The following is a 22,724-nucleotide window of genomic DNA, read 5'->3' as shown; positions in this document are numbered from 1 at the left end:
GATTGCCGCAAGACGGGCGAGCAGTCGGTTATGATGGGGCCGGTTTTCCCGAGCCGTTTCGTTGATGACGCCCTGGCTGCGCCGCCAACCCAAGCTGTCGCTGGTTGTGATCGTCTACAACATGGCGCGCGAAGCGCCGCGCACCCTGTACTCGCTGAGCTGCGACTACCAGCGCGGCATCGATGCCGACGACTACGAGATCATCGTCGTGGACAACGGCTCCGATCAGCCGCTTGACGCCACCCTGTTCAAGACCCTGCGCGGTCAGTTCTTCTATCATCGCCGCGAGCCGGGCGAAGCGTCGCCGGCCAGGGCCATCAACCAGGGGGTGGCCGAGGCGCGCGGTGAGCTGATCGGGGTCAGTATTGACGGCGCGCGACTGTGCTCACCCGGCCTGCTCAGCTGGGCGTTGAGGGCCGCAGAAGCCTTCGCGCAACCGGTTGTCGCTACCCTGAATTGGCATCTTGGCCCGAAGCCGCAGAACGTCTCGATTGCCGAAGGCTACGACCAGACCGTCGAGGACCGGCTGCTCGAATCGATCCGCTGGCCGGCAGACGGCTATGCGCTGCACTCGATCAGCGCGCTCGGCGGGTCCAGCCGACGCGGCTATTTCTGTCCACTCTCGGAGAGCAACGTGATCTTCATGCGACGGGCGCTGTTCACAAGCCTGCGCGGCTACGATCCCGCCTTTACCAGCCCGGGCGGCGGCCTGGTCAATCTGGACTTCTACAAGCGCGCCTGCGAACACCCCGACAGCGAGCTGGTCGTGCTGCTCGGTGAGGGCAGCTTCCATCAGCTCCACGGCGGCATCATCACCAACGCCGGTGAACGCAAGCAGGCCCGCAGGGCGCGTTTCGACGCCGAGTACCGGCAGCTGCGCGGCAGCGACTTTCGCCCACCGCAGCGCGAGGCCGTCTTCATGGGCTCATCGCCGCCAGCGGCTCTGGGCACTCTGGCCTGGTCGGTCGAACAGGCGCAGGCCTATCACGCTACCGCAAGAGCCGATACCGACGCCGGACGACCGTGACCTCCAACCAACACGGCGGTTACGTTGTAGCCATACTGGGCATGCACCGTTCCGGCACTTCGGCCCTGGCCGGCTGGCTGGCCGGACTCGGCCTGACCCTGCCGCGCGGCGATCTGCTGCCGGGACATGCCATCGACAACCCGGACGGTTACTACGAATCACGCGAAGTTGTCAGCCTCAATAACCGCATTCTCAGTCACATCGGCCATCACTGGCAGGACGTCAGGCCGCTGGCGGAGGGGGGGCGGGCACCCTCGCCCCTGCCCGCGGAACTCGATCTTGCCCTGGACCCCATCGTCGACCAGGCGCATACCGCGCCGGCGGCGCTGTTGCTCAAGGACCCGCGGCTGTGCCGCCTGCTGCCGTGGTGGCGGGCAGCCTGCAAGCGCCGCGATGTCAGGCTGGTGGTGGTGCTTCTGGTGCGCAGCGTCGACGCGGTGATCGCCTCACTGGCGCGGCGGGCGAACGATCCGGCGCTGGCGCCGGCAGCCATCACCAGCCATGACCAGGCCGCGGCGCTGTGGTTTCGCTACACGCTTGAGGCCTGGCAGCATGCACGCGACCTGCCGACCCATGCGCTGGCCTACGAGGACTTCGCCGGAGACCGGCATTGCCGGCAGCAGCTGCTTGATTTCCTGCAAGGGCAATTGGCGGACTGGCGGCCGTCGGGGCGTTCGATCGATATCCGGCGCCCCCGCAGGCAGCCGGCTCCATCCGGCTGGACCAGCCCCCGCTGGCGCAACCCGGCCGAACGGGTCTACACGTTGCTCGCCGCCAACCGCAGCGAGGATCCGGGCGGTGTGCTGAGCGGCATCGCACACGCCCTGGACCTGCCCATACCGGACCTCGACCAGCAAGGCGAAGCAGCACCGCTGCCCGATGCGATTGCCGGCGAGGCGCTGCTGGAGTCGGCCTTTGTTACACATCCCGATGCCCCCAGACGCGCACCCGGTCTGATGTTGAGAGCGGATGCAAGAGCGCGGCCGATTGTATTTGTCAGCGGCAATCCGACCACCCGCAGCCACGCCTATCGGGTCGCGCGGGCGGTTGGGGCCCTGCGTGCCAACGATATCGCCAGCGGCTGGCTGACGCCGCAGGCCGCGCTGGCGTCAGCCCGGCTGCTGCGAAGGGCGCGCTGCGTCATCATCCATCGCACCGGCGCTGATTCGCGGGTACAGACCCTGCTCGACTCTCTGGATCGCTGGCGCATCCCGACCGGCTTCGACATTGACGACCTGGTCTTCGCCCCCGATCTGGTCCGCGACGGCTGGTTGCGCTTTGTCGACCCGAGCGACAGCGAGCAGCTGGACCGCTGGATCCGGCGCGCCGCCGACTTGCGCGCCGTCCTCGAGCGCTGCGATTTCGCCGTCACGCCCACCGCTGTCCTGGCCCGGGCAGTCGCGCGGCATGGCGGGCCATTTGCCGGCCCGGTCATGGTGCGACCGAACGGCCATTCGCCGGTCTCACAGCGGCTCTCGGATCACTGGCGCCGGCACCCGCTGCAGCCAGGCGACCGGCGACCGCGGCTGATCTACGCCAGCGGCACGGCCACGCACGAGCGCGACTTTGCCGCTGCAGCCGGCGGTATCGGCGCCTTTCTTGATCGTCATCCCGATTGGCTGCTGACTATCGTGGGTCCGCTCTCCGAGGCCGGTTATGAAGGCCACATTGCGCCGCAGCGGATCGAACGCCGGCGTCGCGTCGACCACGTCAACCTGGCTGCGGAGTTCTCGCGCGCCACCGTCAACCTGGCCCCGCTCGAGTCGGGCAACCCGTTTTGCGACTGCAAGAGCCCGCTGAAGTGGTTCGAACCGGCCCTGGTGGGGCTGCCCACCGTAGCCAGCGCCACGCCAACCTGGCTGGAGGCCATCGAGCCTCAAACGGACGGCCTGCTGGCCGAGGAGCCGGCCGACTGGACCCGGGCACTGACCCGGCTGGCCGACTCACCGGAGCTGCGACAGGGGCTGGCAGACTGCGCTCGCCGGCGCGTGATCCGTACACTGACCGAGGTGGAGCTGATGCGGGCCTTCGAGCGCAGTCTGCAGCAGCACGGGTTCGTCAGGCTGATTGCGTAAACAGCGGATGCCGTCGGCGCGGGGCGGAGTCATCGAGCTGATCATCACCGACGTAGGTCCGGCATTCAGACGCCGACAACAGCCTCACGTCCGCCTCGCTCAGGGCCATGCGGGACTTGTGCCAGCCCTTTCTGACCTCATCGGGATGATAGCGACGACGGATGTATTTCTCGATCACATGCGGCACGCTCAGGAACAGGTAGTGGCGCATCGGGAAGGACTGCGGATACATGCGCAACCCCTCGAAGGCGACCTGGTGACCGGCCAGACCGGCCAGATCAACCCGCGCAGGCTGCTTTTTCCAGGCGTTCAGTCGGTGCGGAAAGCTCGGCAGGAAGCAATAGTAGGAGCGCATCGTGCGCTGGAAGTCCGGATGGTCGTGATCAGGCGCCTCGCACGTCGGCACAAAGCTGAACTCGATGAAGTTGACGGCATTGTAGCCGGCCGCATCGGCCTGCCTGAAAGCATCGATCAGGCGCGGCACGCCGGCTGGCGGCAACCGAATCTCGTCGGCATCGACATGCATGAACCAGTCGGCGTCAAGGGACTCGGCCAGCTCTTCCTTGCGCTTGAGGATCGACCCCCAGTGGTAGGCGCCCGACGGGCGCGGGAAACGCTCGACCTCGATCAGGCCGCGACCCAGGTAATCGCGCGCCAGATCCACTGTGGAATCGGTTGACTCATTGTCGAGCAGATACACCTCCAGCCCCTGGCCAATCAGGTGTTCGAGACAGGCGCGTATGAACCGCCGCTCGTTGTGTACCGCCAGCAGGGCCACTGCGCGAAATCCCACTACGCCCCCTCCACTGCGTTATCCGGCGGGCGGCAGCAGGCCAGATCGGGATCGATGCGCCGCCACAGGCCCGCAGTGGCCGCCCATACCCGGTCGGCGGTGGCGGCGTCGAGCACATCAGGCCACCGGTGCAGGCTGTCGGCATGGACGGTCCGGGTCGAACGGATCTTGCGGTCCTCGAGCCCGCGACCATGCTCAAGCGCGCCAAACTCGAGCTGAGCCGGTTCCGGACGTTCACCGACGGCGCTCATCAGCGCCTGCAGGTGCTCATCCGGCGCGCTGACCAGGCGCTCGTAGACCACCAGATGGCTGCGCTCGGGGTGATCGAGCATCCACTCCAGCCCACGCTCGACAAAGCGTGTATACGTGGCGATCCGGCCTGCCAGCCCTTCAGGCACACTCAGTCGAAACGGTGATTCGGTCAGCGACGCCACGGTGTCGAGCGGATTGCGTACCACCAGCACGAAGTGCCATTCATCACCCAGCAACTGCTGCCACTGCGACAGATAAACCGCGTTCTCCGGCGCCTTGTCCGCCCAGCGCGGCTTGTCGGCACATGCGGCAGCGCGCCGGTGCAGCTCGATCAGGGCGCCACCCAGTACCCCCAGCGCATCCCCGGCCGGCAGCACCTGCCGGGCGGTGGCGGCAAAACGAAGATGGGCGAGCTGATCCTCGACCGCATAGTCGCCAAAAAAATCGGCGAAGAACTTGAGCTCGGCCGGACAATGAATGCGCGAGTGGGCGTTGAGCAAGCGCCGTATGAGACTGGTGCCCGAACGATAGCAGCCGCCGACCACGATCGGCCAGTTTTTGCGCGCGCGGAGACTGCCCGGCACTGCCGCCGTCACTTGACCACCAGCGCAAGTCCGCGCGAGAGTCGAACAACCGGCTTTTGCCGCCGATCGGCGAAGTCCCGAAACGTTGTGTTCCAGTGGGTGTCATCCGACATCAGCACGCCGCCGTCGGCCAGATGCTGCCAGGCATGCCGGTACTCGAAGGCCATGCACTCGGGTGAATGTTCGCTGTCGTGCAGAAACAGATCGATTGCGCCGATGTGCGCGAGCAGATCCGGCAGCACGTCCTGGGAGCGCCCGAGCACCAGGCGCCAGCGCGGTCGCAGGGTTTCGGGCACGATCCAGCCGGGCGGCCGACCCTGCGGCACCGCCGCCCCGCGCTTGCCCGCCCAGAAGAAGTCCTCGGGGTAATCCTGACCCGCCTGTTCGGGCAGGTCGACCGACCACAGCCGCCCTTGCGTCCCGTTGCGCTCCAGCGCCGCAAGGATCATCAGGGTGGACACGCCGTTGCACACGCCCGTCTCGACCACGCGCCGCGGACACAGCGTGCGGATGACGGCATACAGTTCGGTGGCGGTGTCTTCAGTGAATGCGCCAAAACCGTAGCGATGGCCACGCGCCGTGGTGCCGTCGACCGCAGCAGAGAACTCGCAGCGACAGCGTTCGATATGCCGAAACAGACCCGCCTGCTCCAGCTCGTCCCGAAACCGGCCAAGCTGGTGGGCGTCAACGGGGAAGGCAGCGGTCCCGGGACCGGTCGTATTCATCGGCCGGAATGATATAGTACGGCTTCCGGCCCGGCAACCAAGACCATGAACTTCCTGCTGCTGACCTACGACAGCTGCCGCTACGATGTGCTGGTCGAGGCACAGACCCCGGTGCTCGACAGCTACGCCCCGATTCATGCCGCGCAAACGCCGGCCAATTTCACCTACCCGGCCCATCATGCGTTCTTCGCCGGCATCCTCCCGAACACCAGCGACAATCGGCCCTACCACAACCGCTTCTGCAGGCAGCTGCTGGGCCTGACCGAAGTCGGTGAAGGCCGGGTGGTCAAGGATGCGCTGATCCAGGTGAGCTCGGAGTGGAATCTGGTGGCCGGCCTGCGCAACCAGGGTTTCCAGACCGTCGGCTGCGGAGCCATGAACTGGTTTAGGCAGAAAACCCTGCATGCCGGATTTGACCATTTCCAGTGGACCGGGCGCGGCGCGCGGCGACAGGTGCGATTCCTGCTGGACCATCTGCAGCCGAACCGGCCGTTCTTCGGATTCATCAACTTCGGCGAAACGCACTTTCCCTTCAGCTTTGAAGGCAAGATCGACCGCTGTGAGGTCGACGTTCGTGCCCGCGCGATGACCTGGCCGCCGGCCGAGTCCGGCCCGGTTGGACGCGACTGCCCGGGCTATGCCCACCAGGTCGCGGCCGCCGAATTCCTCGATCGCTGTCTGCCTGTCCTGTTTTCGGCCCTGCCCGGCGACACCCTGGTGATTCTGACGGCCGATCACGGTGAGTGCTTCGGCGAGGACGGCTACCTGGGACATGGCTTCAATCACCCGAAAGTCCTCGAGGTGCCCCTGGCGATCTTCCGTCTCGACCGCGTCAGCATCGATGCCTGACGGGTCGACGGCCTTGTCCCGGCAGCATCAGGCCGGACCGGTCGTTGTCGGCGGGGTGGGCGGCAGCGGCACCCGCGTGGTCGCCGAGATGCTGCAGCTTCTGGGCTTCGACATCGGCTGCTGCCTGAACCGGGCGCTCGACAACCTCTGGTTCACGCTGCTGCTCAAGCGGCCGGGCTGGTTGCACCAGCCGCCCGCGACCGACGACATCCTCGAGGCGCTGGAGGTGTTGACTCTGGCAAGCCGGCGCGGCATGGAACAGGCCACTGAGCGCCAGCAGGCCCTGGTCCACCAGGCCATGGCCGAGCATGCCGGACACGGCACGACCATGGGCGTCGACCCGCGCGAGGGGGAGCGACTGCTGGCGCACCGACCGCCCGGGCCGCCCAATCCCAGGTGGGGCTGGAAAGAGCCCAACAGCCAGCTGTTCGTCGACGTGCTGGCTCGCCGGTTCGATGAGCTGCGCTATGTCCACATCATCCGCCACGGTCTGGACATGGCCTTCAGCGGCAACGATCAGCAGGTGCGCAACTGGGGGCACTGGTTCGGCTTGCGCCTGCGCGATCCAGCCGCTGCGGCGCCGGCCGAAAAGCTCGAATACTGGATCCGCAGCAACCGCAGGGTACTCGACCAGGCGCATCGCCTGCTCGCCAGCCGCTTTATCGTGATCGACTTCGACCGGCTCTGGCGAGATCCGGAGCCGAGCGTCGATCTGCTGCTCGGCGGCCTCGGTCTGTCGCCCGAGCCGGAACTGCGCCAGCATCTGTGCACGTTGCCGCAACGTCCTGCCTCAGCCGGGCGCTGGCGGGAGCGCGGTCTTTCCGCTTTCAGTCAGCGGCAAATCGAGGCGGTCCGGGCATTGGGCTACCCGGTTGACTGCTGATCCGTCCTGCCTGAGGGTTCCCGGTCGGGTCGCCCGTGAAATTTTGTGACACATGTCCGATTCTGCTACAGTTTCCCGTTAGGGAAGGCAGGCGAATGGTTCGCCTGGGAATCCCGGTTTCGATATCTTCTAAGGAGGTCGACATGTTTTACCTGAAACGCCAACGGCAGCGCCCTGCGAAATGCAGCACGCTGCTCATACTGCCGCTGGCCCTGATGGCCAGCAGCTGGGCCCTGGCGGAGACGCCCGGACCCGTCACGGTTGAAGCGGGGGCCAACTCGCAGACCGCGCTCGAATACTGGACGGAGGAGCGCATGCGCAACGCCCGCCCGATGGACCGGCAGGCCGTGGTGCGGGACAGCGACTCGCCGATGGTGCTGCGCGGCCCGGGCATGTCCGAGCCGGGCTACGTGCCCGGATGGGCGCCCGGCTCCGGCCCGCAGCCCGATCCGCTCGATCGCGTCACCATCTACGAAGACGATGACCTGTATGACCTGTTCATGGGCGAGATCTCGCCGATGACTTGGGGATCAGCCAGCTTCAATCCGACCGACTGGAGCAGCTACGGACCCTTCCACCGCCACACCCATTTCGGCAAGTATACCACCTACCCGATGTCAACCATCGGCAAGCTGTTCTTCTCGCAGGGCGGCGGCAACTTCGTCTGCTCGGCCTCGGTGATCGGCCGCAGCACCATCGTGACCGCCGGGCACTGCGTATCCGACGGTAACGGGAACTTCAATACCAACTTCCTGTTCTGCCCCTCCTATCGCAAGGGCCCGGGATCGGGCGAGCCGCATCCCGACCGCGGCTGCTGGGGCTGGAGTTCGGCGACCACGTCAACTCAGTACCACAACTCCGCGAACGTCGACTACGACTATGGCTGCATCGTCACGCAAACGACCGGTGACACGGTCAGCAACAAGGTCGGCAACGTCACCGGCTGGACCGGCCGCGCCTGGGGCGGGTCGATCTTCTTCCACCAGATCGCCATGGGCTACCCGGCCGGCTCGCCGTTTCCCGGCTACCACATCGTCGCCTGCAACGGCACGGAATGGTACGAGGTCCAGCGCGCCGGCAGCGCCGACGGACAGAAGTCCAAGTACATCGGCTGCGACATGACCGGCGGCTCGTCCGGCGGGCCCTGGTGGTTCGGGCTGAGACACCCCAACGGCAGCTTCAACTATCCCGACACCGACGGCAGCAACGTGACCGCCCCCTGGGTCGGCTCGGCCATGATTCGCGGGCTCAACAGCCACGCCCGCTGCCAGAACAGCTGCTACACGCCACCCAACGCGAGCGGCGGCACCTACTTCCAGGAAATGGGCTCGCCCTACTTCCAGAGTACAGCCGCACACAACAACTCCTCGGAGAGCGTATTCGAGATCTGTCTGAATCACGCCAACAACGATGCCTAGCCAGTAGCGGCTGCTGATTTCCGGCGGCCAGCCCCGGGCGGGTCGCCGCAGCCTTTGCCCCCGGCCACATTGGCCGGGGTTTTTTTTGGCGCCCGTTCAGGAACCATTGCGCGGATTTCAATACTCTGCTAGCTTGGCCGGCAGTCATCACAGGAAAACGGTTTTTCTGTGATGCGCTTCTTGGCCCAAGGAGGTCGTCATGTCATACCCGAAACCCCACTGTTGCTTTGCCACGGCATCCGCCGTGCTGCTGTTGCTGGCCGGAATCACCGGCAACGCTGCCCAGGCCGCCGATTCCGGCGTCATTACCCAGGACACGACTGTCGATACCCGGGCGGTCATGGCGTACTGGACCGAGGAGCGCATGCGCAACGCCCGCCCGATGGACCGGCAGGCCGCCGTGCGGGACAGCGACTCGCCGATGGTGCTGCGCGGCCCGGGCATGTCCGAGCCGGGCTACGTGCCCGGATGGGCGCCCGGCTCCGGCCCGCAGCCCGATCCGCTCGATCGCGTCACCATCTACGAAGACGATGACCTGTATGACCTGTTCATGGGCGAGATATCGCCGATGACCCACGGCTCGGCCAGCTTCAATCCGACCGACTGGAGCAGCTACGGGCCCTTCCACCGCCACACCCATTTCGGCAAGTACACCACCTACCCGATCTCGACCATCGGCAAGCTGTTCTTCTCGCAGGACGGCGTCGGTTTCGTCTGTTCGGCCTCGGTGATCAGCCGCAGCACCATCGCGACGGCCGGCCACTGCGTCGCCGACGGCAACGGCAACTGGGCCAGCAACTTCCTGTTCTGCCCCTCCTATCGCAAGGGCGCCGGATCGGGCGAGCCGCATCCCGACCGCGGCTGCTGGGCCGGTTTCGCGACCACCAGCACCCCGTGGTTCAACGACGGCAACTGGGACTACGACTACGCCTGCATTGTCACCAACACCACCGGTACCACGGTCAGCAACAAGGTCGGCAACGTCACCGGCTGGACCGGCCGCGCCTGGGGCGGGTCGATCTTCTTCCACCAGATCGCCATGGGCTACCCGGCCGGCTCGCCGTTTCCCGGCTACCACATCGTCGCCTGCAACGGCACGGAATGGTACGAGGTCCAGCGCGCCGGCAGCACTGATGGCCAGAAGTCCAAGTACATCGGCTGCGACATGACCGGCGGCTCGTCCGGCGGGCCCTGGTGGTTCGGGCTGAGACACCCCAACGGCAGCTTCAACTATCCCGACACCGACGGCAGCAACGTGACTGCCCCCTGGGTCGGCTCGGCGATGTTGCGCGGGGTCAACAGCCACGCCCGCTGCCAGAACAGCTGCTACCGGCCCCCCGACGCAAGCGGCGGCACCTACTTCCAGGAAATGGGCTCACCCTACTTTCAGAACAACACGATCTTTGCCAGTTCAGAAAAAGTGTTCGAGGTGTGTCTCAATAACCCCAACAACGACCCTTAGCCGGCAGTCCAGGACTTGGCGGCCGGCCCCGGGCGGGTGCCCAAGCGACTCAGCGCTGCGGCCAGAACGGCCTCAGACTGACTGGCGCCGGACGGTCGGCGATGTGATCGGCCAGGGCCGTGCTCGAACCGCTGGCCATGGTCCAGCCCATCGGACCATGGCCAGCGTTGACCCGGAGCCCCGGCACCGGGGATTGGCCCGGCAGCGGTTTGCCGTCGGGCGTGACCAGAGGCAGTTCGGCCCCTTCGATCGTCAGCTCGCCTGACAGCCCGGGCAGCAAACGGCGGGCAGCGGTGACCCGAAATCCGCATTCGGTCAGCGCCAGCGCTGTGGTCGCGCCGATCACAGCCACGTGCACGCTCAGCCCGCTTCCGGCGCCAGCAGTTTGCCGGGATTGAATAGCCCATCGGGGTCGAGCGCCGCCTTGATCTGGCGCATCGCCTGCAGCTTGCCCGGATCGATATAGCGGCCCAGCTGATCACGCCGCAGCACCCCGATGCCGTGCTCGGCGGCGATCGAGCCGCGATACCGGGCGACCAGATCGAACACGATCCGGTTGCACAGCGGCTCCAGGGCCCGGAAAGCCTCGGCGTCCATCGCCTCGGGCTGACTCAGATTGAAGTGCAGATTGCCATCGCCGAGATGACCGAACACGCAGGGGCGAAGGCCCGGAATGGCCTCCGTCAACGCCCGAACAGCCGCCTCGTAAAATTCCGCCAGGGCGTGGACGGGTAGCGATATGTCATGCTTCAGACTCACGCCGCCCAGCGTCTGGGCCGGGGAAATCGCTTCACGCAGACGCCATAGCGCCACGGACTGGCGTCCTCCGGTCGCCGCGACCAGCGCCAGGATCAGGCCCTGCTGCCGGCTGCGCTCGAACACCTCGAGCGCCGCTGTCTGCAGCCAGTCGCCGCGAATTGCGGTATCGGCCTGGATCAGCACATACCAGTTGTGCCGGCGGTCAAAGGGATCAGAGGCATCCGGCAGGTACGCGAGCACGAAGTCCATGGCCTGACGGGGAATCAGCTCGAAGGCCGACAGGGTCTCACCCAGCCCCGCGCGCAACTCCCCCAGCAGCCCGACTGCAGCCGGCAGCGACTCGACTGCTGCCATGACGGTCACGGACTGGCTGGCTGCCGGCTGCAGGGCGAGGACCGCGGCGGTCACGATGCCCAGCGTGCCTTCGCTGCCGATCAGCAGCTGGTCGATCGCATAGCCGGTATTGTCCTTGCGCAACGCCTTCAGCCCATCGTAGCGCCGACCGTCCGCGAGCACGGCCTCCAGTCCGAGCACCTGACTTCGCATGTTGCCGTAACGCAGCGTCAGATGTCCGCCGGCATTGGTCGCGATGTTGCCGCCGATGGTGGCGCTGCCTTCCGACGCCAGGCTTACCGGAAACACCAGCCCGATCTGCTCGGCTGCACGGCAAAGCGTTGAAAGGCTGCAGCCGGCCTCAACCTCGATGCAGGCACCCGCCCTGTCGACGGCGCGAATGCGATTCATGCGCCCGAGACTGACAATCACCTCGCGTCCGGCACTGGCCGGAACCCCACCCCCCACCGTGCCGGTGCGACCCCCCTGCGGCACCATCGGCACGCCCCGGTCACGGCACAGATGCACCACCTCCTCGACCTGGCCGGTATCGGCCGGTCGGACCACGGCAAGCGGCATCTCGCCGAAGCGCGCGCGCGGTTCACGCAGGTATCGCTCGATCGCCTCGCTGCCGGGCTCCAGAACCGCACCCGCCCCCAGTCGATGCCGAAGGCACCTGAGCAGGTGATCCGTCGAAGACCCGCCTATCGCCATGACTTCGGCCCATACATGCATTCAATATACATGTTATGATTCAGGCACCGCTGTCGACTGTGAGACCCGCTGCCCATGACATTTGTCGTCACCGAAAACTGCATCAAGTGCAAATATACCGATTGTGTGGAAGTCTGTCCGGTCGACTGCTTCCATGAAGGACCGAATTTTCTGGTCATCGACCCGGACGAATGTATCGACTGCACCTTGTGCGAGCCCGAATGCCCGGTACAGGCGATCTACCCTGAAGACGATGTGCCCGATGACCAGCGCCAGTTTCTGGAAATCAATGCCGAACTGGCCCGGCAGTGGCCGGTGATTACCGAGATGAAGCCCCCACCCGACGACGCCGGGCAGTGGGAAGACGTCCCCGGCAAGCTGCAGCATCTTGAACGGTAGGATGCCCCGCGCAACGGCGCGACAACCGCGGGAATCGGGCGTGGCGCATCAATAAAGATGCCAACAGTATATTGCAAAGTTAACTGCGACTCATTATCATTCGTTGTCTAGCTACCATTCATAACCCCGAACGGGTTAAAGAGGCAACGGAAATGAAGACGATTGAGCGCCGCCGACACGGCCTGGCCCTGCTGGCCCTGAGCCTGCCCCTTTTCGCCATGGCCCAAACCGCATCGAACCCTGATGATGCCGCGTCATCGCCTCCGCCTGAAACAACGCCGCTTCTGGTGCTCGATCCGATCCAGGTGTTTCGGATCCGGTCGTCTCTGACCCAGCCCGGCTACAGCGACGACCAGGCGGCGTTACGGCGCATCCCGGGCGGAACCAATCTCATCGATTTGCGCGATCGGTCGCGGCGCACGCAGACGCTCGAAGACGCCTTCAGCTTCCAGCCCGGCCTGGTCGTGCAGTCTTTCTTTGGCGGCAACGACCAGCCGCGACTGAACATTCGCGGCTCCGGCATCCAGTCCAACCCGCAGGCACGCGGCGTGCGTCTCATGCGCGACGGCCTGCCGCTCAACCTGGCCGACGGTTCCTACGTGATCGGGGCGGTGGTGCCGCAAACCGCCCGGCATATCGCCGTGTATCGCGGCGCCAACGCCGTAACCTTAGGCGGGACCACGCTGGGCGGCGCGATCAATTTCGTCTCGCCGACCGGGCATACCGATCCCGGCGGAACCCTGTCGGTGGGCGCGGGCAGCTTCGATGAACTGAGTGCGCGCGTCAGCCATGGCGCTTCATTCGACCGCTCCGATATCCATGTCACCGCGCTGCACAATCGGCGGGACGGTTTTCGCGAGCACAATGAAGGGGAGCAAAGCGCGATCAGTTTCAATGCCGGTCGTCGCCACAGCGACCGTGCAGAAACCCGTTTGTACGTCGATTTCAGCGATGTCGACTTCGACATTCCCGGACCGCTCAACCGGGCTCAGCTTCGGGCTGACCCGCGCCAGGTCAACCGCGGCATTCAGCCGCCGCCCCCAGGCCCCCAGACCGGCACCATCAGCGTCGGGCCCAACGTGGTGCGCGACCAGCCCTGGCGCGCGGCCAGCTTCGCCCGGATCGGCAGCCGATCCACGCTGATCGGCGAGCGCGGTGTCTGGACGCTCGGCCTGTCCTACATGGACGGTGATGATGTCTTCGGGTCACCCAACACGGTCCGTGAAAGCCTCAGTGACGACCTGGCGCTGGCGCTCAGCTACCAGACCGGTGGCGCCGTGCTGCCCGGGCGACTGGAGATTGGCGTCAACGCGGTCTACGGCGAAATCGACCGGCGCTATTTCGCCAATGAACGCGGCCAGCGCGGACTGGAGTTTGCCCGCAATGACCTCACCGCCCAGGACACCATTGCATTCGTTCAATACGACCATCCTGTCGGACAGCGCTGGACGATCAGCGCCGCCGCCCAGGGCATTCACGCCAGGCGCGACATTGACGAGCGTTTCGGTGCGCTCGACAATCGACCACGCTACAATGCGGGACCGGACCAGTACACGCGCTTCGCGACCGGTCCGGTTACGGCCAACCAGACCTACCGCGGTCTCAACGGGCGCCTGGGGGCAGTACTCGATCTCGATGCAACAACGCAAATCTACGCCAATCTCAGTCAGAGCCTCGAGCCGCCCACGTTTCTCGAGCTGCTGCAGCCGACCGGCGGCAACCCCAACCAGGGACCCGACGACTTCGGCATCGCCGTTCTCGACGAGCAGCGTGCCTTGACGGTGGAACTGGGCAGCCGCGGCCGCCGCGACGCGCTTGAGTGGGACCTCAGCGTCTACTGGAGCCGCGTCACCGACGAGCTGCTCACCAGCGCAGCCTTCTTCGGCGGCGTTGGCGTGACCAGCAACTACGAAGACAACACCATTCACCGCGGCGTCGAGCTGGGCCTGAAGCGCCGTCTGGTCAGTGATCTGACCGGCAGCGGCGATCGGCTGGACGTCCAGTTCGTCTACGAGTTTTCGGATTTCTTCTTCGACGGTGGCGAGTTCGACGGCAACCAGATCGCCGGCGTGCCCCGCCACCGGATACAGTCGGAGCTGCGCTACAGTCATCCGTCCGGGCTTTTTTTCGCGCCGAACCTGCGCTGGCTGCCCGAGGACACGCCGACCGATCACGCCAACACGCTGGACCAGGACAGCTACGCGCTGCTCGGGCTGACCGCCGGTTTCCAGCCGGCCAACCGGCCCTGGGCCGTGATCGTCGATGCGCGCAACCTGACCGACCGCGAGTACGCTTCGAGCTACCTGATCCGCGAGCGGGTTCCCGACCCGGCTCCGCCCAACGCCGGTCCGGAGCAGGTCACCAGCTTCCTGCCGGGCACCGGCCGCAGCGTCAGCATCGAGCTGCGCTGGCGCTGGTAGGCCATGGACAGGCGGCGCCGAAGTCACGTTGCGGCACTGATTGCGCTGTGGCTGTGCCTGGCGACGGCCGCCCTCGCTGCCGATGATCAACGACTGGAACGTCTGACCGTTGCCGGCCCGCCGGCCGCGGTCAGCTACCCGCTGATCGAACTGGTCGAGTCCGGCGCGCTCGATGCGCTGGCCCGGCGAGTGGAGTTCGTATCCTGGCGCGACCCCGACCAGGTGCGGGCGCTGATCCTGCGCGATGAGGTCGACCTGGTCGCCCTGCCGAGCAACGTGGCAGCCAACCTCTACAACCGCGGCGTCGAGATCAGGCTGGTCAACATATCGGCCTGGGGCCTGCTGTGGCTACTGTCGCGCGACCCTGACATCGCCCGGCTCGAGGATCTGGCCGGAGCGGAAATCGTGGTGCCCTTCCGTGGCGACATGCCTGACATCATTCTCGGTGAGCTGCTGGCCCGAAACGGGCTGGATGTCCGCAGTGACGTTCGCCTGCGCTACGTCGCCAGCCCGATGGACGCGATGCAGCTGATCATCATGCGCCGCGCCAGCCACGCCGTCCTCAGCGAGCCGGCCGCATCCATGGCGCTGGAAAAAACGGCCAGCGGCATGACCGGACTGATCGCTCCGGATCTGCACCGCGCCATCGATCTGCAGTCGGCCTGGGCGACAGCCTTCGAGCGTGATGCACGCATTCCGCAGGCCGGCATTGTCGCGGTCGGCCCGCTGCCCGAGCCGGTCATCGAGGCCTTTGCAAATGCCTATGCCGACGCACTTGAACGCCTGCTCGCCGACCCGGGACGTGCCGCCGGACAGATCGTTGCAGCGCTGCCCATGCTCACCGAGACCGCCGCGGTCGAGGCCATCACCCACAGCCGGCTCGAAGCGGTGGCCGCGACCGAGGCGCGCGAGGCGCTGGAGTTCTTCTACCGAATCCTCGAACAGCGCAGTCCGGCCCTGATCGGCGGTCGACTGCCCGACAACGGATTCTACTTCACGCCGCGCCCGCCCGAGCCATGACCGCAGGCCCGCGGGCGCGGCTCGCCGCGATCTTTCACTATCTCTGGAGCGGCTGGGGCGCGATCGCCAGCCTGCTGGCGCTGTTTGCGCTCTGGGACGCCGGCAACCGGGTCTACGGGGATCTCATCCTGCCCTCGCCGCTGGCCAGCATCCGGGCGCTCGGCGTACTGTGGCAGGATGCAGTCCTCGGCGAAGCCCTGCTGACCACCGCGCGGCGAGCGCTGAGCGGCTTCGGCCTCGCCATCGTCATCGGCTCGGCCGCCGGCATCGTCGCCGGCCTGTCCGTGACGGCGGCAGTTCTGACCCGGCCGCTGGTCACCGTGCTGATGGGCACTCCGCCGATTGCCTGGGTGGTGCTGGCGCTGATCTGGTTCGGCGCAACCGACGCCTCGCCGATCTTCGTTGTGCTGATCGCCACCGGCCCCCTGGTCTTCATCGGCGCCCTGCAGGGCGCACGCACACTGGACGGTGGCCTGGCGGAAATGGCCCGCGCCTATCGGCTCCCGGCCGCGCGGCGCTTTGTCACCGTCAGCCTGCCGCATATTCTGTCTTACCTGTTTCCGGCCTGGATCAGCGCCCTGGGCATCGCCTGGAAGGTCGTGGTCATGGCCGAACTTCTGACCACACCCGACGGCGTTGGCGCGGGCCTGGCTGTGGCGCGAACCCAGCTCGACATGGCTTCGGCCATGGCCTGGGTCATCAGCGTGGTGGCGCTTCTGCTGATGACGGAATACCTGCTGCTCGAGCCGGTCAAGCGCCGCCTCGAGACCTGGCGCGAGGGCTCGGGAGGTGCCTGAATCCGGGCTGCGTCTGGAGCAGATCGGCCACCGCTTCGGGCCAACGGCCGTGGTTGAAGACATTGATCTGTGCCTGCATGCCGGGCGCTGCGCCGCGCTGGTCGGCCCATCAGGCTGCGGCAAGACAACGCTGCTGCGCATTGCCGCCGGCCTGCTCGAGCCCGAGAGCGGCCGCATGACAAGCCGGTTCGAGCGTCCCGCCTGCGTGTTCCAGGAACCGCGCCTGCTGCCCTGGCGACGCGCTGAAGCCAATATCGCGCTCGGTCTCGAGGCTCGCGGCGTCGGCCGTCACGAGGCAGGCCGCCGCGCCCGTGCACTTGGCCAGCGCGTTGGCCTGAATGAAGATGCCCTGACGCGCTACCCGCATGAACTGTCCGGCGGCATGCGCCAGCGCGTCGCCCTGGCCCGCGCGCTGGCGATCGACCCGGATCTGCTGCTGCTCGATGAACCCTTCAGTGCGCTGGATATCGGCCTGCGCTTCGACCTGCAGAACCTGCTGCTGGCCGAGCTACGCGAGCGCGGCACCGCCGCCCTGCTGGTCACCCACGACCTGCGCGAAGCGCTCCGACTGGCCGATGAACTGGTCGTGCTCACGCCCGAACCCGGCCGGGTAGTGATGCGTATGTGCCCCGACCGCCCGCGGCGGCAGCGTGATGGTGACTGGCTCCAGCGCAACCTGAGCGGGCTGCTGGCCGAGCCGGCCGTGGCCGGTGCCTTCGGTCTGCCGCTCGACGCCCACGCCGTGCTGGCCCCGTGAAAGCCAGCCTCGCAACGCTGATGACCTACGGCTTTCGGCCGTTCTTTCTGCTGGCCGCGCTGCACGCGGTGGGGACCACGCTGGCCTGGGCGCTGATGCTGGCGGGTTATCTGCCCACCGCTGCAGGCAACGCGGTCGGCTGGCATGCCTTCGAGATGATCTTCGGCTTCGTCGGCGCCGGTCTGGCCGGTTTCCTGCTGACCGCCGTCCCCTCGTTTACCGGATCGCAGCCGATCACAGGCAGGCTGCTGATGGCTATGGTCTTGCTCTGGCTCGGCGCCCGCGGTGCTGCCTGGCTGATTGGCGTCTTCGGTCTGCTGCCGACGGTCGTGCTCAATCTCGCCTTTCTGATCGCGCTGATCGGGCTGGTCGCCGGACCGCTCCTATCTGACCGGCATGGCCGTCATCAGATCTTTTTCTATCTGCTGCTGGCCTTGCTCGGCTGCCAGTCGCTTGCGCTGTCGGCCTGGGTCGGCTGGCTGGATATGGCCCCGATGCGCGCGCTCAATCTGAGTGTTGCCGTGCTGATGTTGCTGATCATCGCCGCGGCCAGCCGCGTGTCCATGCAGATCGTCAACGATGCGCTGGCTGCGCGCAACGAGGAACGCCGCTACCTGGCCCGTCCACCGCGCCGCAACCTGGCCATGAGCCTGATTGCCGCTTTCGCCCTGGTCGAGTTCGCAGCGGGACCTGACAGCATCACCGGCTGGCTGGCGCTGGCAGCGGCAGCCGCGGTGCTCAATCTGCTCAACGACTGGCACCTGGGCCGCGTATTGACCGACACCTACGTGGCCGTGCTCTATGGGGCTTACTGGCTGATGGCGCTGGGCCTGGCGCTGATCGGTATCGACTACCTGTTTGGCGGCATCGGTGCGGCCAATGCTCGCCACCTGATCACGGCCGGCACCGTCGGCCTGGCAATGGCCGCAGTGCTGACCATCGCCGGGCAGCGACATACCGGTCGTTTCGATCTGAACTGCCGATGGCCGATCCGCCTGCTGTTTGCCTGCATTGCGGCCGGCGCCGTGCTGCGCGCTTTTGTTCCGGTTGTCTGGCCGGCCGGACTGATGGCGTTTGGCTACAGCGCATCGTCCCTGCTGTGGGCTGCGGGCTTCGGGCTCTATCTGGTCCTGTTCTGGCCTCTGCTGACCCGACCACGGGTCGACGGCCTGCCCGGATAGCGCCAGAATTGCGAATCACCTTGCGCTGGGCGCACCGGGCAACGGGGGCCCGGCGCACCGGGCCCCGTTGATGATTCTTAAGGAACGGCCTGCTCGAAGCGGTCTTCAAACAGCTCGTCGGCTACGACCTGGAAGCCAGCCTCAACGGTGCAGTCAGCGGTGATCGGGTCTGTAATGAACACGATGCCAACCAGTGACCCGCCACAGCTTCCGCCGACGCTGTCCACGCCATAGCCGGAATCGGGGTCGAGGGTGAACTGCGTGGTCTGGCCATGATCAACCGTTTGCGGCACGTTGGGCTGAATGCCGCCCCCACTCGCCGCTGACGGCGTGACCGTGTAGCTGCTGATCTGAAAGCTGGCCGTCACCGCACAGGCCGCCGTGATGTTGGCCGCCGTCCAGCTGCCGCCGCCGGCATCGATCGGGGTGCAGGTATCACCCGTGACCGTGTCCACCGACCAGCCGGGATCCGGCGTCACGGTGAAACTGGCCGAGTTGCCGTGGTCGACCGACTGGCTTGCCGGCGTGATCGTGCCGCTGCCCCCGCCGACCGATGCGGTCACCGTGTAGCTGTTGATCTGGAAGCTGGCCGTCACCGCGCAGGCCGCGGTGATGTTGGCCGCCGTCCAGCTGCCGCCGCCGGCATCGATCGGGGTGCAGGTATCGCCCGTGACCGTGTCCACCGACCAGCCGGGATCCGGCGTCACGGTGAAACTGGCCGAGTTGCCGTGGTCGACCGACTGGCTTGCCGGCGTGATCGTGCCGCTGCCCCCGCCGACCGATGCGGTCACCGTGTAGCTGTTGATCTGGAAGCTGGCCGTCACCGCACAGGCCGCCGTGATGTTGGCCGCCGTCCAGCTGCCCCCGCCGGCATCGATCGGGGTGCAGGTATCACCCGTGACCGTGTCCACCGACCAGCCGGGATCCGGCGTCACGGTAAAACTGGCCGAGTTGCCGTGATCGACCGACTGGCTTGCCGGCGTGATCGTGCCGCTGCCCCCGCCGACCGATGCGGTCACCGTATGCGACAGCGTGCCGCTGCAGCTCAGCGCCACGTCGTCGACCTGCGAGACCCAGTCCCAGCCGTCGCCGAGGTAACGGAAGCGCACCTGGACGTTGTTCGAACCGGTGTAGGCGTCGAGATCGACATTGACGTCGTTCTGTCCGGTCGTGTTGACCGACCAGGCGATATCCCAGCCCGAGCCGTTCCAGACTTCGATGTTGAGCTGCGAGTCGTTGAAGTACTGGAAGTAGGTGCCGACGTCCATCGCCGCGGATGTCACGCCCGACAGGTCAATCGGAGGCGTGACCAGCGACGTATCGTAGGCCGGCGAACCACCTGATCCGGGGAAATCACTGTCGGCACAGGCCGCCACGCCGGACCCGCTGGTCTGGTTGGCGAAACCGCACTCGGTTGCGTCGGTGGTCGTCCAGGTGATGCCGTTGCCGCTCGGCGAATCGTCGGTGACGGTCCAGTCCCCCGGAATCCCCGATTCGAAGTCGGCGATGCCGCCGCAGACCAGCGAGGAGCTGGCGGTGGTGAAGCTGAAGGCCGAAGACAGCGTGCCGGCGCCGCAGGGATTGAGCGGCTGGATCCGCCAGAAGTGCTCGGTATCGGCGGCGAGGGCCGAAGCGACCTGGTGCGAGGTGCCCGGGACGGTCACCGAATAGACAACGTTGACGAAGCCGGCGTCCGTGGCAACCTCGACCAGATAGTCGGAGGCCCCCGCCGCGGTTGTCCAGCTCAGGGTCGGCCGGAACGGCACGCCGCCGGCGCCGTTCGCAGGCGAGCTCGGCGAGGCCCCGGCCGGCGCCTGCTCGAACAGCTCGAGCGACAGCGGGAAGGTCTCGGTGGTCGAACCGTCGGCGGCCTGGACATCGAAGTTGTAGACGCCCGCGGCCTCGCCGCCGGTGCTGCCAATCGTCAGGATCGAGCTGCCGGGCGCCGACACCGGGTTCGGGCTGAAGCTGGCACTGCCGGGGTTGCCGATGGCCGACAGGTTGACCGGCGCCGTCCACGCACCACCCAGGGTCACATCATAGTCCACCGGATCGCCCGCGCAAGCCGTCTGTTCGGGTGGCGTGACGACGCCGAATTCACACGACGCCGGCAGATCAAAGGCCTCGGTGTTGTCGCTGTTGCTGCCCGAACTGCCCTGATCAGCGCTGAAGCCCAGGCCACGCTTGGCAAACCCTTCCCACAGCAGGCACTGGTTGGCACCACCGGTCAGAGCCTGGTCGGCGGCCAGGATGGCATCGCGGGCATCGACGAAACCCGGGCTGCAGGGCTGCAGCTTCAGGCCGTCGTTGACCAGCTGCATGGCCAGCAGGTTGCCGCCCTGGCTCCAGTCAGCGTAGAAATCGGGATTGAAACCGTACTGGTCGACCAGGTTCCAGTACACCTCCCAGATGATGGCGGTCCAGATCGAACCGACGCCATGGGGAACCGCGGCCGTCTGTGTATCGGCATAGGTCCGCGGATCGATGCCCATGTCGGTGCTGTAGGGATAGGCGCGAATGCCGTTGCCGTCGACTGGCTGACCCAGCACGTAGGTTCCCACGCCGCGGCGCGTGGCACCGGTATCACCGCTCTTGGCGGTGTAGATGATGGTCTGCCAGTCACTCCAGCCCTCACCGGCCTGTTCCGAGTTCGAAAGGCACGATGAATTGCCGGGTCCACCGGTCTGGCGGATGGAAATCCCGTGACCGTATTCGTGCAGGACAATGCCGGCATCGAGATCGCCGTCGCGATCGGGGCTGGTCTGGTTCCAGATAAACATCTGCATGCGCGGCCTGGAACCGTCAGTCGGGGTAAAGAAGTTGGCGTTGTTGGTGCCGGCGCCATCCTGCGCCTCGGCCCGCACGTCGTCGCCGCCCGCCCCGCCGTTACCGTAGTTATTGACCTGAAAATTGCCGGCAGCCTCGTCAAAGCCGCGCACGTAGCTCAGATCGTGGTGCAGGCTGTTCCAGTAGAACAGATTGACGACTGCCGCGTCGACATACTGCGATGGGGCCTGGCTGAGATTGAGCGGAAAATCAAAGGTCAGGCTGGCCGTGCCGTCGGGCTCGTCGCCCGACGAGGAGTTGCTGGCGTTGCTGTCCTGATAGGCGTGAACGTTATTGCCGCGCGTAATCGTGTATTCGGCGCCAACAGCGCCATTGATATCGTGCCAGCCGAACGGGGAGGCGGCGGCAAGTGCCGGCTCCGACACCAGAGTGCGCGGACCGTCATCGGGATGCCCTTTCGGCATCTCGAATACGCGGTAACTCGATCCGTCGCTCGGGCTCTGCAACGCACCCCCGCTGACCGGCAGCGGCGCCGACCTCGATCCGGTCTGGCTGTCGTGAGCGTCATGCGTTGTCGGGCTTGCCCCGGTTTCGGAATCATCGCCGTGACTCCAGCGATCGTGCACGACCTGGTCTTCGCTCGAGATGACGCGCCCATCGCGCGCATCAATGAAGGTCATCCAGTAGTGTGTCGCACTCAGCTCATAGATCTCGACCCGCCAGGCCAGGTGAAGCTGCCCGCGCTCGTCGGGGACATACGCCAACCGTGCCGGAATCGGCTCAAGAGCAATACCGCCATCACTAAACACCACCGCGCGATTGTCACCGGCAGGCGCTGTCACGACATCGAGCGGCTCAAGCAGGGTCAGACCGGCTGCTTCAGCGGCCAGTTCGACGGCCTGCCGGGCAGAAACGGTCGGGTCGGCGTCCAGACCATGCTTGGCCAGCATGCCGTAGGCCCGGTTGCCGGAATGCAGAATCGAACCGTCCGGCATGACATTGATGTTGATCAGCGCATTGTGGATTTCGATGCCGTTGGCGTGCTGATGCAGATAGACATGCGTCACGCCATTGTGCTTGCTGGTGTAAAGATCACTGATTCGCAGATCGGCGATATCGTCGGCTGAAAGGCCGAGCTGCGGCAGCTGTTCACGGACATGGTCCATGGCGGCCTGGTAGGCGATCAGTTCGGGGCCCTGGAGTGTATCGGGGTCCTGGGACGCCGATACCGCGCCCGGGACAACGGTAAGCAGCACCACAAACAGTAGTCCACTGACAGCGCTCGCCAGCCGGCATGACATCATGAACATTGAAATTCCCTCATTGTGGATCAACAAGAGCGGACGATACGGTTTGCACAGTCCGCCGCAAACGCAGTGGCCCACCAGAATGCGCTCCCGAACGCCCCCACGCCGGACAGACAGTCAGTAGACCAGGCACAAACCGGGCAAGGATCATAGGAAACGGAAACCATGTCAAGCCAGACCAC

At 66.1% G+C, this 22,724-nt stretch carries 18 protein-coding genes; 12 read left to right on the top strand and 6 right to left on the bottom strand.

The window, feature by feature from the left end:
- Positions 1 to 64 precede the first annotated feature (64 nt).
- Entirely contained in the window at positions 65 to 1,027 is a 963-nt protein-coding gene (locus HND55_01775; protein QKK01487.1) for a glycosyltransferase, read from the top strand.
- The gene (locus tag HND55_01770; GenBank protein QKK01486.1) at positions 1,024 to 3,102 is read left to right on the top strand and encodes a glycosyltransferase; all 2,079 of its coding nucleotides are present in this window, start codon (positions 1,024 to 1,026) and stop codon (positions 3,100 to 3,102) included. Before HND55_01775 ends, HND55_01770 begins: the two co-directional genes overlap by 4 nt.
- Here the strand turns inward: HND55_01770 and HND55_01765 are convergent.
- The 3 genes from HND55_01765 to HND55_01755 are packed head-to-tail and all read right to left on the bottom strand — an operon-like array spanning position 3,086 to position 5,456.
- Positions 3,086 to 3,895, bottom strand: a complete 810-nt coding sequence (locus HND55_01765; protein QKK01485.1) for a glycosyltransferase — start codon at positions 3,893 to 3,895, stop codon at positions 3,086 to 3,088. The genes HND55_01770 and HND55_01765 overlap by 17 nt on opposite strands.
- On the bottom strand, positions 3,895 to 4,731 hold the full coding sequence (locus HND55_01760) for a sulfotransferase (protein ID QKK01484.1): 837 nt from the start codon (positions 4,729 to 4,731) through the stop codon (positions 3,895 to 3,897). Before HND55_01760 ends, HND55_01765 begins: the two co-directional genes overlap by 1 nt.
- 8 nt (positions 4,732 to 4,739) lie before the next feature.
- Complete coding sequence (locus HND55_01755; protein ID QKK01483.1) at positions 4,740 to 5,456, bottom strand: class I SAM-dependent methyltransferase; 717 nt, start codon at positions 5,454 to 5,456, stop codon at positions 4,740 to 4,742.
- A 45-nt stretch (positions 5,457 to 5,501) separates the two neighbouring features.
- Here HND55_01755 and HND55_01750 point away from each other — a divergent pair, with 45 nt between their 5' ends.
- The 4 genes from HND55_01750 to HND55_01735 all read left to right on the top strand — a co-directional run bounded on the left by HND55_01750 (position 5,502) and on the right by HND55_01735 (position 10,068).
- Positions 5,502 to 6,305 (top strand): sulfatase-like hydrolase/transferase, encoded by an 804-nt coding sequence (locus tag HND55_01750; GenBank protein ID QKK01482.1) that lies wholly within the window; start codon positions 5,502 to 5,504, stop codon positions 6,303 to 6,305.
- Between the two features lie 13 nt (positions 6,306 to 6,318).
- Positions 6,319 to 7,188, top strand: a complete 870-nt coding sequence (locus HND55_01745) for a hypothetical protein (protein ID QKK01481.1) — start codon at positions 6,319 to 6,321, stop codon at positions 7,186 to 7,188.
- Positions 7,189 to 7,331: 143 nt separating this feature from the next.
- Entirely contained in the window at positions 7,332 to 8,606 is a 1,275-nt protein-coding gene (locus HND55_01740; protein ID QKK01480.1) for a trypsin-like serine protease, read from the top strand.
- Positions 8,607 to 8,805: 199 nt separating this feature from the next.
- On the top strand, positions 8,806 to 10,068 hold the full coding sequence (locus HND55_01735; GenBank protein ID QKK01479.1) for a hypothetical protein: 1,263 nt from the start codon (positions 8,806 to 8,808) through the stop codon (positions 10,066 to 10,068).
- Between the two features lie 49 nt (positions 10,069 to 10,117).
- On the opposite strand, the gene HND55_01730 is transcribed toward HND55_01735, so the two are convergent.
- Together HND55_01730 and HND55_01725 are read right to left on the bottom strand one after the other, a co-directional pair.
- Positions 10,118 to 10,420: a hypothetical protein gene (locus tag HND55_01730; GenBank protein ID QKK01478.1), complete on the bottom strand. Its 303-nt coding sequence runs from the start codon at positions 10,418 to 10,420 to the stop codon at positions 10,118 to 10,120.
- Between the two features lie 8 nt (positions 10,421 to 10,428).
- Positions 10,429 to 11,874: an FAD-binding oxidoreductase gene (locus tag HND55_01725; GenBank protein QKK03949.1), complete on the bottom strand. Its 1,446-nt coding sequence runs from the start codon at positions 11,872 to 11,874 to the stop codon at positions 10,429 to 10,431.
- Between the two features lie 75 nt (positions 11,875 to 11,949).
- Here HND55_01725 and HND55_01720 point away from each other — a divergent pair, with 75 nt between their 5' ends.
- The 6 genes from HND55_01720 to HND55_01695 all read left to right on the top strand — a co-directional run bounded on the left by HND55_01720 (position 11,950) and on the right by HND55_01695 (position 18,448).
- Entirely contained in the window at positions 11,950 to 12,273 is a 324-nt protein-coding gene (locus HND55_01720; protein ID QKK01477.1) for a ferredoxin family protein, read from the top strand.
- Between the two features lie 152 nt (positions 12,274 to 12,425).
- A complete protein-coding gene (locus tag HND55_01715) occupies positions 12,426 to 14,693 on the top strand; it encodes a TonB-dependent receptor (protein QKK01476.1) in 2,268 nt (755 codons plus the stop codon).
- A 36-nt stretch (positions 14,694 to 14,729) separates the two neighbouring features.
- A complete protein-coding gene (locus HND55_01710; GenBank protein QKK03948.1) occupies positions 14,730 to 15,713 on the top strand; it encodes an ABC transporter substrate-binding protein in 984 nt (327 codons plus the stop codon).
- Positions 15,710 to 16,510: an ABC transporter permease subunit gene (locus HND55_01705; protein QKK01475.1), complete on the top strand. Its 801-nt coding sequence runs from the start codon at positions 15,710 to 15,712 to the stop codon at positions 16,508 to 16,510. Before HND55_01710 ends, HND55_01705 begins: the two co-directional genes overlap by 4 nt.
- Positions 16,503 to 17,267, top strand: a complete 765-nt coding sequence (locus tag HND55_01700; GenBank protein ID QKK01474.1) for an ATP-binding cassette domain-containing protein — start codon at positions 16,503 to 16,505, stop codon at positions 17,265 to 17,267. The genes HND55_01705 and HND55_01700 overlap by 8 nt, the downstream gene beginning before the upstream one ends.
- A complete protein-coding gene (locus tag HND55_01695; protein ID QKK01473.1) occupies positions 17,264 to 18,448 on the top strand; it encodes an NnrS family protein in 1,185 nt (394 codons plus the stop codon). Before HND55_01700 ends, HND55_01695 begins: the two co-directional genes overlap by 4 nt.
- A 77-nt stretch (positions 18,449 to 18,525) precedes the next feature.
- Here the strand turns inward: HND55_01695 and HND55_01690 are convergent, their stop codons facing one another.
- Positions 18,526 to 22,545, bottom strand: a complete 4,020-nt coding sequence (locus tag HND55_01690; GenBank protein QKK01472.1) for a hypothetical protein — start codon at positions 22,543 to 22,545, stop codon at positions 18,526 to 18,528.
- Positions 22,546 to 22,724 lie beyond the last annotated feature (179 nt).

This window comes from Pseudomonadota bacterium, assembly GCA_013285445.1.
GTDB lineage: Bacteria > Pseudomonadota > Gammaproteobacteria > Xanthomonadales > Wenzhouxiangellaceae > Wenzhouxiangella.
The sequence above is the reverse complement of the archived record's forward strand: the minus strand, read 5'-3'. Positions and strand labels throughout refer to the sequence as shown.